The following is an 11,882-nucleotide window of genomic DNA, read 5'->3' on the forward strand; positions in this document are numbered from 1 at the left end:
TCAGGCCCGCACGCCTATACGGGGTTACAGTTCCAGCAAACGGGCCGCGATGGTGAAATAAATGACAACCCCCAGCACATCGGCAATCGATGTCACCAGTGGCCCGGATGCGGCTGCCGGGTCACGGTCGATTCTGGCAAAGATGAAGGGCAGGCACATTCCGATCAAGGCCCCCATCAACACGATGGTCACCATGGCCGAGGCCACGACCAGCGCAATTTCAGGACCGCCCCGCCAGACACCGATAACTGACACCGCAAAGGCCATTGTCAGACCAAGCGCCAGTGCGATCAGCGTTTCGCGCGCCAGCAAGCGCCCGAAATCGGTCGGGCGCACATCCCCGGTGGCCAATGCACGCACCATCAGCGTGGCCGATTGCGTGCCTGCATTGCCCCCGGATGCAATCAACAGCGGCAGAAAGAACAGCAGCGACAGATGCGCGGCGATCGTTTCTTCGAAATAGGCAATCCCCGCCCCGGAAAAGATGTTGCCAAAGACCAGCAGCACCAGCCAGAAGATGCGCGCGCGGTAAAGCGTGGCAATCGTGGCTTCGGCAACCGACATGTCCAGCGGTTGCACGATAGACCCTTTGTGAAAATCCTCGGTCACTTCCTCTTCGGACACGTCCATGGCGTCGTCTGCGGTCACAATGCCCACCAGACGGTCGTTTTCATCCAGTACCGGCAGGGCCAGCAGGTCATAGCGTGCAATCAGGCGGGCGGCTTCTTCCTGTTCTTCGGTCACACGCACGAAAACGGGTTCGGTATCCATGATCTCAGACACGCGCTGACGGGGGCGCGCGGTCAGGATGTCGCGCAGGCTGACAACGCCCAGCAATTCGCGCGATTCGCCAACAATAAATGCGTAGTAAATTGTTTCGGCATCAAGGGCTTGCGTGCGCAAAGCCTCTATCGCCTGACTGGAGGTCATCTCCGGTCTGACAACCGCGTAGTCGGATGTCATGACCGACCCCACGGTCCATTCCTCATAGGATGCAAGTCGCCGCAGATCTTCGCGTTCTGCCTTGGACAGGGCCGGCAGGATGGCTTCCTGCGCTTCTTCATCCAGTTGCTTGAACAGGTCGGCGCGTTCGTCATGGCTCATGGCGGTCATCAGGGCCACCAGATCGCGTTTGCGAATGCGGGTTGCAACGCTGACCTGTGATGACGGGCGCAGATAGCCGATCAGTTCGGCCTGATCATGCAGTGGCAGCAGGTGCATCACTGTCAGGTCGCTGGCCTCGTCCAGTTCTTCGATCAGAGCTGCGGTATCGGCCAGTTCCAGTGTTTCCAGAAACTGGCGGATTTCGTCGGTCCGGTCTTCTTTCAGCAGGCGCGCCACTTCGATTGCGATCAACGCAGCATCAATGCCCGCATTTTCGGCGTCCGGATCGAAGCGGTATTCCGAAAGTGGTGTTTGAATCGTCATGGCCGACCCCCTTGCCTGCGTCGCACGGCAGGGGCGGCGGGCCGGGTCAGCCCCGGATAGCAGCCCGCGCCTTGCGCGGTCGTATATCAGCCCGAAGGCTGGATTTCTGTTTCGGGCGCATGATTTGCGCCCGCCTAGAACTGCCGTCCATTTTGGTCCCGATTGGTTGCGTCAGCGAGTGTCACTGACAGGGGTGATTTACGGCCAAGCCGCTCCGTTGTCAAACCCGGACAGCATGCCATGCTGCCCGGTCAGAACTTCCTGCCCGTCAGATACTCAGGCAGATATACTTCATTTCAAGGAAATCATCGATCCCGTGGCGCGACCCTTCGCGCCCCAGCCCGGATTGCTTGACCCCGCCGAATGGCGCCAGCTCCGTTGAGATGATGCCAGTATTAACCCCCACGATCCCGTATTCCAGCGCTTCCTGCACGCGGGTAATGCGCCCCATATCGCGGGCATAGAAATAGCACGCCAGTCCGAATATCGTGTCATTGGCAAGGGCGATGGCGTCCTCCTCAGTGTCGAATCTGAACAGCGGTGCCAGCGGGCCAAAGGTTTCTTCCTTCGCCACCTTCATGGATTGGGTCACCCCGGTTGCGACAGTCGGTTGAAAGAAGGTGCCGCCCAGTTCGTGCCGCTTCCCGCCGGTCGTGATGCTGCCGCCGTTGTCCAGCACGTCACGGATATGGTCTTCGATCTTCTCAACCGCGCTTTCGTTGATCAGCGGGCCAGTGGATACACCGTCATCCATACCATCCCCGACCTTCAGTTTCGACACTGCGGCGGCCAGTTTCGCGGCAAAGGCATCATAGACACCCGCCTGCACATAGATGCGATTCGCACAGACACAGGTCTGGCCGTTATTGCGGAACTTGGACGTCATTGCCCCCTCAACCGCGCGGTCCAGATCGGCGTCATCAAACACAATGAAAGGGGCGTTGCCGCCCAGTTCCATTGAACATTTCATGACCTGATCGGCGGCCTGACGCAGCAGAATGCGCCCCACTTCGGTCGACCCAGTGAAGGTAAGTTTGCGCACGACCGGGTTTTCGCAGAATTCCTTGCCAATGTCGGACGCACGGCTGGACGGAATGACCGACAGCAGCCCCTTGGGTACCCCCGCGCGTTCCGCCAGCACCGCCATGGCCAGCGCCGAAAGCGGCGTTTCCGTCGCGGGCCGCGCGACAAACCCACAACCCACCGCCAGCGCGGGGGCGACCTTGCGTGCGATCATCGCATTGGGAAAATTCCATGGCGTGATCGACGCCGCAACCCCGATGGGCTGGCGCAGCACTGTAATGCGCTTGTCAGGTTGGTGACCGGGGATCGTTTCGCCATAGACGCGCTTGGCCTCTTCGCCGAACCATTCAACGAAACTGGCCCCATAGGCGATTTCGCCGCGCGCCTCTGACAGGGGTTTGCCCATTTCCGCGGTTAGAATAAGCGCCAGATCTTCCTGATTTTCCATCATCAGATCGAACCATTTGCGCAATACGCCTGCGCGGTCCTTGCCGGTACGTGCAGCCCATGGGTGGCGGGCCTTTTCAGCGGCGGCAATCGCGCGCGCGGCCTCTCCTCGGCCTACATCCGCAACCTGGGCGATGACATCGCCACGCGCGGGGTTGCGCACATCGAAGAGGGCACCGTCATCTGCGCTGATCCATTCACCCGCGACAAATGCGCGGGTTTCCAGAAGCGACGGATCGCGCAGCAAGTGTTCAAGTTTGGTTGTTGTGTCAGTCATGTCGCTTCCCAACTCCTTGGTGTGGCCTGTTCCGGTTATTTGCCGTTCCGGCAACATATATGCGCCCATGGTAATGATGTTTTAAACAGATTGCGACACTGTGACGGGTGTTGGTCATGGGTTCAGGGTTTTTTGCACCCGGGGCAGGGAACTTATTCAGGTGTGGGCCATATGTGTGCAAAAGATCTTGCCGGAAATGACGACAGTGCCGTTTCTGAACACGCCTATGCGGAAATGGTTGCGCGTCATGCGCCGGACGGGGTGGTTATCAGCGGCCCTGACCGGCTGGCGCTATGGGTCAATCCTGCCTTCACCACGCTGACCGGCTACGGGATTGAAGACCTGCGCGATAAAATGGCGATTGACGTGTTGCGCGGGGCCGAAACCTGCCGCCATCATGTGCAGACCATCAGTTCCGCCTGCGCACAGCGGCGCGAAACCCAGACCGAACTTCAGCTTCAGGCGCGCGACGGGCGGGTTTTCTGGGTGGATCTGAAAGTCACGCCAATATTCGACGGCGCTGGCGTGCATACGCATTTCATATTGAACATGCGCGATATTACCGCGCGCAAGAAACTCGAAGATCAGAATGATCAGATGCGCCAGGCCGAAGAATTGCGGCAGTCCGAACGCCATTTATTGGCGCTGACAAGTGAATGGCTGTATTCGGCCAAATCCTTCGATGAATTGCTGATGGTGGTGCAGCGGGCCATGCACACCCTGATCCCCGAAGCGGACGGGGCGCTGTATATCTATGGTGCGTCGCGCAGCACGCTGGATCTGGCGACCAGTTGGGGCACGATTCCGGAATTCCCGGCGCATATGTTGCCGGATGAATGCTGGGCATTGCGGCGCGGGCGGGCCTATGCCTATGGACTGAAGCCTATTCAGTTCGCCTGCGACCATGTAGCCAAACCGGGGACGCCGTTCTTTTGCCTGCCGATCATCGCGCATGGTGAAACCATTGGGTTGCTGCACATCATTTTTGACGGTTTCGAAGAAGAAGGGTTGATGCGCCACATGCGCGAAGACGTTCTGCGCAACCGCTGGGATGTTTCCCTGATCTGCGCGGAACAGATAAGCCTTGCGATTGCGAATGTCCGTTTGCGTCAGGAATTGCATGACAAATCCATGCGTGACGCGCTGACGGATCTCTGGAACCGGCGTTGGTTTGTGGAACGCGCGATGCGGGAATTCACCATGGCCGAACGCGAGGGGCGTGAAATTGGCCTGATCATGCTGGATATTGATCATTTCAAGGCATTCAACGACAAGTTTGGCCATGATGCGGGTGATCTGGTCTTGCGCGAAGCAGCAGGCATACTGACACGAACCGCAACGGAAATGATGTACCCCTGTCGCCTTGGCGGCGAAGAGTTTGTTGTCCTGTGCCCAAATATGCCCGCGCAGGACGTCGCCGCGCAGGCGGACCAGATACGCGCGGCGCTGCAGGTGCTGCGCCTGTCGCATGGCGGGGTCGGTCTGCCGGAAGTGACCGCATCGGCGGGGGTGGCCATGTTCCCGGAAAATGGCCGCACGCTGGAGGAGGTTTTGAAAGCCGCGGATCAGGCGCTGTATCTGGCCAAGGATCAAGGGCGCAACCGTACCAGCACAGCCAGCTGTAACGATCCGGGGTGATGTTGGGTTATGCCCGCCGGCCGGGCGTTGTCAAAAGATCAGGCCGGGCGTGTGAATGCGACAGAATGCAGGCAGGCCCTAGCGCCGCGCCCCGAACAGTGCGGAGCCGACACGCACATGGGTTGCCCCCATCGCGATCGCGGTTTCGAAATCATCGCTCATGCCCATGGACAGCGCGTCCAGCCCGTTACGTGCGCCGATCTGCGCAAGGGCGGTGAAATGCGTGGCGGGGTCTTCATCGACAGGGGGGATGCACATCAGGCCAATCACCGGCAGGTCCAGCGCGCGGCATTCGGCAATGAAATTGTCGGCATCATCGGGCAGTATACCCGCCTTTTGCGGTTCGGCCCCGGTGTTGACCTGTATGAACAGGGCGGGGCATTGGCCCAGTTCCTGCGCCAGCCGGGCCAGCGTGCGGGCCAGTTTCGGGCGGTCCAGTGAGTGGATGGCCTGAAACAACTCCATCGCGGTGCGGGCCTTGTTGCTTTGCAGGGGGCCAAGCAGATGCACATCCACCGGTCCGAATTCGTCGCGCCATCCGGGCCATTTATCTGCCGCTTCCTGCACACGGTTTTCCCCGAACAACCGATGCCCGGCGCGCAGCACGGGCAGAACGCGGTCATGGGGCTGTTCCTTGGACACGGCAATCAGCCGGACGCTGCCGCCCGGCCGTCCAGCGGCTGCTTCGGCCCGCGCGACGCGGGTGGTGATGTCAGTCAGGGACATGGCGCGCCTGTGCTAATTGCCAATGAATACATGTTGCCCGCGCGGGCGCGCGTCTGCTTTCTCGGCGTCGAACCCGAACCCGAATTGCGTCCCGCCATCGGTTTCCGCGGCAAAGCGGAACTTCACCCTTGCGCGGCTGATGAGTTTTGCGCGGCTGGTATTGGGGGTGTCGGGGCGGTCGGTCCAGATAACGCCCATGCGCGCGTCGCCGGAAATCTGCAGGCCGGGGTTTTCGCGCCAGTCACGGTTTTGCGCCATGGCGGGGGCGGCGAGCAGGGTGCCCGCCAGAATCAGCGATATGATAGGGAGTGCCCGCATTCAGCGCCCGCTGACACGGCGCACGTCCTGACCTGCGCCCATGAACACCCCGCCAACGCCATCCAATGCGGCGGAAGTGGTTTCGCACCCTGTCAGCATGATTGCCCCCATCAGCGCCCCGATCAGGGCGGTTTTTCTGCGTGTCATGTTGCTCACCTCAATTGGTTTTTTGCTGTTGCTGCGGATGATAACAGAAATACCCCGGTGAACTGAACCAAAAACCAATCAAAAAGAAAAGAGCGGGCAAAAGCCCGCTCTTTCCGTAACCAATGATCTGTATCAGATCAGAAGCTGAAGTTCAGACCCAGGTCTGCACGGGTACGGTTGGTCGCACCGGTGGTCGAGTTCGAACCGCTGCGGCTGATGCCGCCAACCAGTGCTGCGCCGCCGCCCAGATCGTAGCTTGCGCCGATACCGTAGTCAGTGGTTTCGAAGTTACGGTTAACGAAAGCGGTGACGGTGGTTGCGTCGAATTCGCCTTCAACCGACAGACCGTACTGGCTGCGGCTAAAGCCCGGCGCTGCGGACAGCGCGGTGCCCAGATCGCCACCAACGCGGCCAGCGATTGCTTTGACCTTGAAGTTGTCCATGGCGTATTCAGCGCCGATGATCAGGTGGTTCGCATCAAGTTTTGTGGTCACACCACCAAGAACATTTTTTGCTTCGCCCATTTCGTAACCAGCCGAAACGGTGAACCCGTCGAAGGTGTACTTCGCACCAATTGCTGCCAACTGGTCTGTATCGCGGCCGTTGACCAGGTCGTCAGTGCGACGGTTTTGGCCCAGCGATGCGTAGAAGGTGAAGCCTTCCAGGCTGTACTCATACAGAACGGCGGTGCGGCGGTTCAGGTTGGTTGCAAGGCCAACCGAGAACGTACGGTCCAGGTAGCCCATTTCGTTCAGGTCGCCGATGCCGGTCAGGCCAACAGCATACAGGTCACCAACGGCTGCGCGTGCAGCGCCAGCAACGTCACCGAATGTCAGTTTACCAAATTCGCCGCTGATATACACGGTACCACCGGTCATGGTGCTGTTGCCAGCGTTACCTACGCCGAACTGGTCGCCACGGATGCTTGCACCGAATGCCAGACCGGAATCGGTTTCACCCGACATGGAGAAGGCTACGCGGATACGGCTGGTGAATTGCAGTTTTGCGTTGTTTGTCACGCCATCATTTACGGTAAGGTTGTCATAGATGATACCCATGCGTGCCGAACCGGTCATGTTGACTTGTGCGGCGGCTGCGCCTGCTGTCATGACCAGAGCGGTCGAAGCAAGAAGAAGCTTTTTCATTTGTTTTTCCCTCGTTGTCTAAGGAGTTCCTCGCCTTACCACTCAGGCAAGGTCTGAGCCTGTTTCTGACTTTTGCCCCTGTAATTCAAGCCAAAGCGAATGCCCCCCCTGCCATGCCCGCGAAAATGGTGCAGTTTTGCCACGCCTTGGGGCCGTGGCGGGATGTCGCCCAATCTGCATCGGGGCGGCCGGGGCGCATGTAACCCCTTTGTAACATAGCGAAAAAAGCGTTGCTGACCGGCGTTTTGCGGGATGCTGCGCCGTGGCATGCCGTTTTGCATGTGCGGGCGCTGGCCGTGTTTGCGAATCGCGGCGCGCGCAGTGTTTGCGACCAAGTGCCGCGATGACCCTGTTTTGATGGCATACGGGGGCGAATGGCCGGGTTTAGCCCTTTTTCCACCGCAGGGTTGACGTTATGACAGGGGCGCGCGCATGCGTTTATATATAGGGGGCCATATGGCAGGCATCGGCCAGATTGCAGGATTCGTCGTCATCGGGGTTATGGTGGCGGCTGTGCTGCTGCGGGCGGTGATGCGCGCGCGGGTGGGCCGCGCGGCAGATGGCACCGAACGCGCGATGCGGGTGTACCGCGACCAGTTGCGCGAAGTGGAACGCGACATTGCGCGCGGCACCCTGTCGGAGAATGAGGCAGAACGCCTGCGTCTGGAAATCCAGCGCCGGGTGCTGGATCTGGACAAGGGCGGGCGCAGTGCCGGTGTGCCGTCATCCACGCGGGCGCATGCTGTGATGGTGGGGGTGATTGCGGTGCTGCTGTCGGGGGGCGCAGTGCTGTATATGCAGTATGGAGCCTTCGGCTATCCTGATCAGCCGCTGGCCGCGCGCCATGCTGAAGCCGCGGCCACGCGCGCAAACCGCCCGGCACAAGCAGAGTTCGAAGCGGAGTTTGCCGCGGTGATGCCTGATGCGCCGGAATTCGAGGACCGCGCCGAACTGGAACCGATGGTGGCGCAGTTGCGCGCGGCGCTTGTCAGCCGCCCCGATGATGCGCACGGCTTTTCCTTGTTGGCGCAGAACGAATCGCGGCTGGGCAATTTTGCGGCTGCGGCACAGGCGCAAGCGCGGGTGATTGCGATTCGCGGGGATGATGCGGGCGTGCAGGACCATGCGTTCCTGCTGGACCTGCTGGTGCTGGCCGCGGGGGGCATGGTCTCCCCGGAGGCGGAAAAGGTGATCGAGCATATCCTGCGGCGTGATCCGATGAATGGTGTCGCACTCTATTATACGGGGCGGATGTATGTGCAGACGGGGCGGCCTGATCTGACCTTCCGTGTGTGGCGCAGGCTGCATGACCAAAGCGTGGGCGATGCGCCCTGGATGTCGGAAATCCGCGCGATGTTGCCGGAACTGTCGCGAATTTCGGGCGAGCCGCGTTATCAGTTGCCACCACGCCCGGCGCCAGCATCGGCACGCGGGCCGGTGGCTGCGGATATTGATGCCGCGATGGACCTGAGTCCGGAGGAACGCGCGCAGATGATTGAGGATATGGTGGCGTCATTATCAGCGCGGCTGGCCAATGACGGGGGCAGCGCCGAGGACTGGGCGCAGCTTGTGCGCGCGCTGGCGGTACTGGAACAGCGCGATCAGGCGCTGGCCATCCTGCAGGAAGCGCGCACAGTGTTTGCCGCGCGGGCCGAAGACCTGGCACTGCTTAACCGTGTCGCGGAGGAGGCCGGATTGTCGGCGGAGGCACCATAATGGCTGTGTTCAGCGACTTTGAAGCGTTCGTGGCGGCACTCCCGGTGCGACAGGCGGTGGCGGGGCTTGATCTGGGTGAGAAAACCATTGGCGTTGCCGTGTCAGACAGGATGCTGTCGGTCGCAAGCCCGCTACAGACCATCCGGCGGCGCAAGTTCGGGCTGGATGCGCAGGCATTGCTGGAAATTGCGGCAGGGCGCGATCTGGGCGGGCTGGTGCTGGGTTTGCCGCGCAACATGGACGGGTCCGAGGGGCCGCGCTGCCAGTCGACCCGTGCGTTCGCCCGCAACCTGTCGGCGCTGACGGACTTGCCCATCGGGTTCTGGGATGAACGGCTGTCAACGGTCGCGGCAGAGCGCGCGTTGCTGGAAGCCGACACATCGCGCCGTCGCCGCGCAGAGGTGATTGACCATGTTGCGGCCGGCGTTATCCTGCAAGGCGCGCTGGACCGGTTATCGGTCTTGCGGCGGGGGGTGTGACGGGCATGTGCGGCCGCACTGGTCAGCGCCGCTTGCCGGGTTACATGGCGCCAGAAGCTGATTTTGCCAGAGGCCTATTCGTATGAGTGACGCAGTTTGGAAACGCAACGAAATTGAAAGCCCCTGCATCAAGATCTGCGTCATTCACCCGCAATCAGGTTTATGCGCAGGGTGCCTGCGGACATTGGATGAAATTTCGGCATGGACGCAGATGTCACCGCAAGAGCGTCAGGACATCATGGCAAAACTGCCTGCTCGTCAGGTGCAGATCGGCAAACGGCGCGGCGGTCGTACAGCGCGCGCGAAGGCCAACCCCGACCGGACATAAAGGGTATACTGTCGGTCACATGGCGCTGAACCGCTTCCGGGGCTGCCTGCAGCTTTTTGGAATTTGCCAGAAACACGAAAAAGCTGTGTGGTATTGTCTTGTCGCATTTTATGCGCGGAAAAACCTGTCGGCTTTTCCTGAAACAGCTTCAGCCGTTTTGGCATATCCGGACGCCATGCATCAGCCGCGCCCGGATATGCGATCTCTGGCGCGGGGCCTTAGTCGTTAACGGCGTCTTTCAGGGCTTTTGCCACGGTCACCTTGACGGCCTTGTCGGCGGGCTTGGTCATGGTTTCGCCAGTCGCCGGGTTGCGCACCTGACGCTCGGGGCGTGCGCGGCACATGATTTTGCCGATCCCCGGCAGCGTAACTGCACCGCCTGCCGCGACCTCACGCAGGACAACCGCCGAAACAGCATCAATTGCTGCGGATGCGGTTTTCTTGTCGGCGCCCATTTCTTCTGCAAGTGCTGCGACAAGCTGGGTCTTGGTCATCGGTTTGGTCGTCATCTTACTCTCCTGATAATTGAGTGCCTGGCGGGAATGGCCTTGGCACGGCAGTTTTCGCTGCGCATCTAGCCCGAGTTTACGCCCGCTGACAATCACCAATGGGCAAGAAAAAACAAACTTAGTGGCGGAAAAGCTTAAATTTGCCGGTTACAGAAAGGCAGTTTCGCTGAAACTGCGCAGTTTCCGGCTGTGAATCCGCTCCAGCGGCATATCGCGCAGCAACTCCATTGCCCGGATGCCGATGCGCAGATGGCGCGACACTTGCGTCTTATAGAAGTCGGACGCCATGCCCGGCAGCTTCAGTTCGCCGTGCAGGGGCTTGTCTGATACACACAGTAATGTCCCATAGGGCACACGAAATCGGAATCCATTCGCGGCAATCGTTGCACTTTCCATATCCAGCCCGATGGCGCGCGACTGTGACAGGCGCTGAACAGGGCCGGACTGGTCGCGCAACTCCCAGTTGCGATTGTCGATTGTTGCGACAGTGCCGGTGCGCATGATCTGCTTCAGCGCGTAGCCTTCCAGTTGTGTAATCTCTGCCACCGCGTCCTGAAGCGCGATCTGAATTTCGGCCAGCGCGGGAATGGGCACCCAGACGGGCAAATCCGCATCAAGCACATTGTCTTCGCGCAAATAGGCATGGGCCAGAACGAAATCCCCCAGGGCCTGGCTGTTGCGCAGGCCCGCGCAATGGCCGACCATCAGCCAGGCATGCGGGCGCAGCACGGCAATATGGTCCGTGGCGGTTTTTGCGTTGGACGGGCCGACCCCAATATTGACCAGCGTGATACCCGCGCTGTGCCGGCGTTTCAGGTGATAGGTCGGCATTTGCGGCAGCCGTGCAAGCGCGGGGATTTCCGCATCAGGGTCAGTGAGTTCCACATTGCCGGGGGCAATGAAGGATGTGTAGCCGCTGTCGGGGTCGCGCAGTTGCGCGCGGGCAAATGCCTCGAATTCATCGACATAGAACTGGTAGTTGGTGAACAGGATATGGTTCTGGAAATGCTCGGGCGTGGTGGCCGTATAGTGGGCAAGCCGCGCAAGCGAGTAGTCCACCCGCTGGGCTGTGAACATTGCCAGCGGGCGCGACCCGTCACGATTCAGAACGCGGTCGCCACTGACGATATCATCATTGGTGGTCGACAGGTCCGGCACGTCGAATATGTCGCGCAGCGAAAGCGCCATCTCCCCGTTTTCGGGCAGCACGATGTCACCGCGCCCCGCCATGGCGAAATGCAGCGGGATCGGGGTGTCAGAAGGGCCGATGCTGACAGGCACATTATGGTTGCGGATCAGCAAACCGATCTGCTGCTTCAGGTAATGGCGGAACAGATCAGGGCGTGTCACGGTGGTTGAATAGGTGCCCGGTTCCGCAACATGCCCAAAACTCAACCGGGAATCGATGCGGTCAAAGCGCGTCGTGACAAGCCGTATTTCGGGATAGAATGCGCGGTAGCGTGTCTCCGCCCTCAGGCTGCTGGCGGTATGATTGAACCCCTGCACCAGAAAATCCAGCGCTTCAGTATACAGATATTCAAGGAAGGCGACCGCCTGTTCCGGATCGGAGAAAAAACGGTGATCATGCTGTGGTGGTGTCAGGATAGCGGGTGATCGGGTCATGCCAGTGGTCTGCCTTCCTGCATTATGCCTGTGGTCGGTTTTCGTTACAGTGCCATTGACGTGGCCTGTGGACAAGCG

Annotated in this window: 12 protein-coding genes; 4 read left to right on the plus strand and 8 right to left on the minus strand. The window is 60.2% G+C overall.

Annotated elements, in window-relative coordinates:
• Positions 1 to 24 precede the first annotated feature (24 nt).
• Positions 25 to 1,428 (minus strand): magnesium transporter, encoded by a 1,404-nt coding sequence (gene mgtE, locus PUT78_RS00400; RefSeq protein WP_274350010.1) that lies wholly within the window; start codon positions 1,426 to 1,428, stop codon positions 25 to 27.
• Between the two features lie 268 nt (positions 1,429 to 1,696).
• Entirely contained in the window at positions 1,697 to 3,175 is a 1,479-nt protein-coding gene (locus PUT78_RS00405; protein WP_274350011.1) for an NAD-dependent succinate-semialdehyde dehydrogenase, read from the minus strand.
• Positions 3,176 to 3,346: 171 nt separating this feature from the next.
• Between PUT78_RS00405 and PUT78_RS00410 the strand changes: the two genes are divergently transcribed.
• Positions 3,347 to 4,813 (plus strand): sensor domain-containing diguanylate cyclase, encoded by a 1,467-nt coding sequence (locus tag PUT78_RS00410; RefSeq protein ID WP_274350012.1) that lies wholly within the window; start codon positions 3,347 to 3,349, stop codon positions 4,811 to 4,813.
• A 78-nt stretch (positions 4,814 to 4,891) separates the two neighbouring features.
• Here the strand turns inward: PUT78_RS00410 and PUT78_RS00415 are convergent, their stop codons facing one another.
• The 4 genes from PUT78_RS00415 to PUT78_RS00430 all read right to left on the minus strand — a co-directional run bounded on the left by PUT78_RS00415 (position 4,892) and on the right by PUT78_RS00430 (position 7,149).
• Entirely contained in the window at positions 4,892 to 5,539 is a 648-nt protein-coding gene (locus PUT78_RS00415; protein WP_274350013.1) for a YggS family pyridoxal phosphate-dependent enzyme, read from the minus strand.
• 12 nt (positions 5,540 to 5,551) lie between these two features.
• Positions 5,552 to 5,857 (minus strand): porin, encoded by a 306-nt coding sequence (locus PUT78_RS00420; RefSeq protein ID WP_274350014.1) that lies wholly within the window; start codon positions 5,855 to 5,857, stop codon positions 5,552 to 5,554.
• Positions 5,858 to 6,004, minus strand: a complete 147-nt coding sequence (locus PUT78_RS00425) for a hypothetical protein (protein ID WP_274350015.1) — start codon at positions 6,002 to 6,004, stop codon at positions 5,858 to 5,860.
• 137 nt (positions 6,005 to 6,141) lie between these two features.
• Positions 6,142 to 7,149 carry a porin gene (locus PUT78_RS00430; protein ID WP_274350016.1) on the minus strand — a complete coding sequence of 336 codons (1,008 nt, stop codon included), beginning with the start codon at positions 7,147 to 7,149 and terminating at the stop codon, positions 6,142 to 6,144.
• A gap of 432 nt (positions 7,150 to 7,581) precedes the next feature.
• On the opposite strand from PUT78_RS00430, the gene ccmI reads away from it, so the two are divergent.
• The 3 genes from ccmI (at position 7,582) to PUT78_RS00445 (ending at position 9,672) form a co-directional block, all read left to right on the plus strand.
• Entirely contained in the window at positions 7,582 to 8,865 is a 1,284-nt protein-coding gene (ccmI, locus tag PUT78_RS00435; RefSeq protein ID WP_274350017.1) for a c-type cytochrome biogenesis protein CcmI, read from the plus strand.
• A complete protein-coding gene (gene ruvX, locus PUT78_RS00440; RefSeq protein ID WP_274350018.1) occupies positions 8,865 to 9,344 on the plus strand; it encodes a Holliday junction resolvase RuvX in 480 nt (159 codons plus the stop codon). Before ccmI ends, ruvX begins: the two co-directional genes overlap by 1 nt.
• Before the next feature lie 82 nt (positions 9,345 to 9,426).
• Complete coding sequence (locus PUT78_RS00445) at positions 9,427 to 9,672, plus strand: DUF1289 domain-containing protein (RefSeq protein WP_274350019.1); 246 nt, start codon at positions 9,427 to 9,429, stop codon at positions 9,670 to 9,672.
• A 218-nt stretch (positions 9,673 to 9,890) separates the two neighbouring features.
• Here PUT78_RS00445 and PUT78_RS00450 read toward each other — a convergent pair whose 3' ends face one another.
• Positions 9,891 to 10,181 (minus strand): HU family DNA-binding protein, encoded by a 291-nt coding sequence (locus PUT78_RS00450; RefSeq protein WP_274350020.1) that lies wholly within the window; start codon positions 10,179 to 10,181, stop codon positions 9,891 to 9,893.
• Between the two features lie 147 nt (positions 10,182 to 10,328).
• Positions 10,329 to 11,804 carry an AMP nucleosidase gene (locus PUT78_RS00455; RefSeq protein ID WP_274350021.1) on the minus strand — a complete coding sequence of 492 codons (1,476 nt, stop codon included), beginning with the start codon at positions 11,802 to 11,804 and terminating at the stop codon, positions 10,329 to 10,331.
• Between the last annotated feature and the right edge of the window lie 78 nt (positions 11,805 to 11,882).

Origin of the sequence: Roseinatronobacter alkalisoli (genome assembly GCF_028745735.1) — a bacterium.
GTDB lineage: Bacteria > Pseudomonadota > Alphaproteobacteria > Rhodobacterales > Rhodobacteraceae > Roseinatronobacter > Roseinatronobacter alkalisoli.

Coding starts and splice junctions, on each gene's coding strand:
- mgtE (WP_274350010.1), bottom strand. CDS start 1,428: ATGACGATTCAAACACCACTTTCGGAATACCGCTTCGATCCGGACGCC.
- PUT78_RS00405 (WP_274350011.1), bottom strand. CDS start 3,175: ATGACTGACACAACAACCAAACTTGAACACTTGCTGCGCGATCCGTCG.
- PUT78_RS00410 (WP_274350012.1), top strand. CDS start 3,347: ATGTGTGCAAAAGATCTTGCCGGAAATGACGACAGTGCCGTTTCTGAA.
- PUT78_RS00415 (WP_274350013.1), bottom strand. CDS start 5,539: ATGTCCCTGACTGACATCACCACCCGCGTCGCGCGGGCCGAAGCAGCC.
- PUT78_RS00420 (WP_274350014.1), bottom strand. CDS start 5,857: ATGCGGGCACTCCCTATCATATCGCTGATTCTGGCGGGCACCCTGCTC.
- PUT78_RS00425 (WP_274350015.1), bottom strand. CDS start 6,004: ATGACACGCAGAAAAACCGCCCTGATCGGGGCGCTGATGGGGGCAATC.
- PUT78_RS00430 (WP_274350016.1), bottom strand. CDS start 7,149: ATGAAAAAGCTTCTTCTTGCTTCGACCGCTCTGGTCATGACAGCAGGC.
- ccmI (WP_274350017.1), top strand. CDS start 7,582: ATGCGTTTATATATAGGGGGCCATATGGCAGGCATCGGCCAGATTGCA.
- ruvX (WP_274350018.1), top strand. CDS start 8,865: ATGGCTGTGTTCAGCGACTTTGAAGCGTTCGTGGCGGCACTCCCGGTG.
- PUT78_RS00445 (WP_274350019.1), top strand. CDS start 9,427: ATGAGTGACGCAGTTTGGAAACGCAACGAAATTGAAAGCCCCTGCATC.
- PUT78_RS00450 (WP_274350020.1), bottom strand. CDS start 10,181: ATGACGACCAAACCGATGACCAAGACCCAGCTTGTCGCAGCACTTGCA.
- PUT78_RS00455 (WP_274350021.1), bottom strand. CDS start 11,804: ATGACCCGATCACCCGCTATCCTGACACCACCACAGCATGATCACCGT.